Here is a 614-nt window from a genome sequence, read left to right as displayed (position 1 = left end):
AAGTAAATGAGAATCGCATAAATGAAATTAAAGATACCATGTTCGCGCCATTTATAGATTATAAGTGTGTTACAACAATGCGTCTTGAAGATGAGGCACATCATTATACTTATATTAAAGTTAATAATCCTTTGTATCGAGAAAATAATTAAAATTATAGAATTTTATTAATCGTGAGCTCAAGGATTACATTAACTTATTAAATACAATCTATACAAATGAGAGAATAATACATTTTCCATATTCAAATTATTAAAAATCACAAAAAAGCTCGGCACTAAAATGGTGTGCCGAGCTTTTTTATCGAATAACTTATTGTAAACCTTGTCTTTCTTGGTTATTGTTTTCATTATTTTTTTCGTGTTTTTGTTTCCATTCTTTTTGAGTCATTACATCATCAACTTGCATGTTAACTTCAACAACATCTAAACCAGTAATATATTTAACTTGTTCTTTAACTAATTCAGTTACTTTACGGAAGATTTTTGGTGCTGATTCACCATATTCTAAAATTACTTTTAAGTCTACAGCAGCTTGTTTTTCACCAACTTCAACAGATACACCTTGAGTAACGTTATTTCCACTTGAGAATGCATTAGTGAATGTATCAGTTA

General features: G+C 28.5%; 2 protein-coding genes. One reads left to right on the top strand and one right to left on the bottom strand.

Annotated elements, in window-relative coordinates:
* Positions 1-152 (top strand): hypothetical protein (locus tag IDG60_RS23345; RefSeq protein ID WP_241013414.1); only part of this gene is annotated, 152 nt, incomplete at its 5' end.
* Between the two features lie 160 nt (positions 153-312).
* On the opposite strand, the gene IDG60_RS20460 is transcribed toward IDG60_RS23345, so the two are convergent.
* Positions 313-614, bottom strand: a 302-nt coding sequence (locus IDG60_RS20460) for an Asp23/Gls24 family envelope stress response protein (protein ID WP_206161126.1), incomplete at its 5' end; no start/stop codon positions are given.

Source organism: Staphylococcus sp. EG-SA-2, assembly GCF_017152085.1.
Note: the sequence above shows the minus strand (reverse complement) of the source record. Positions and strands in the feature narration are given on the sequence as shown.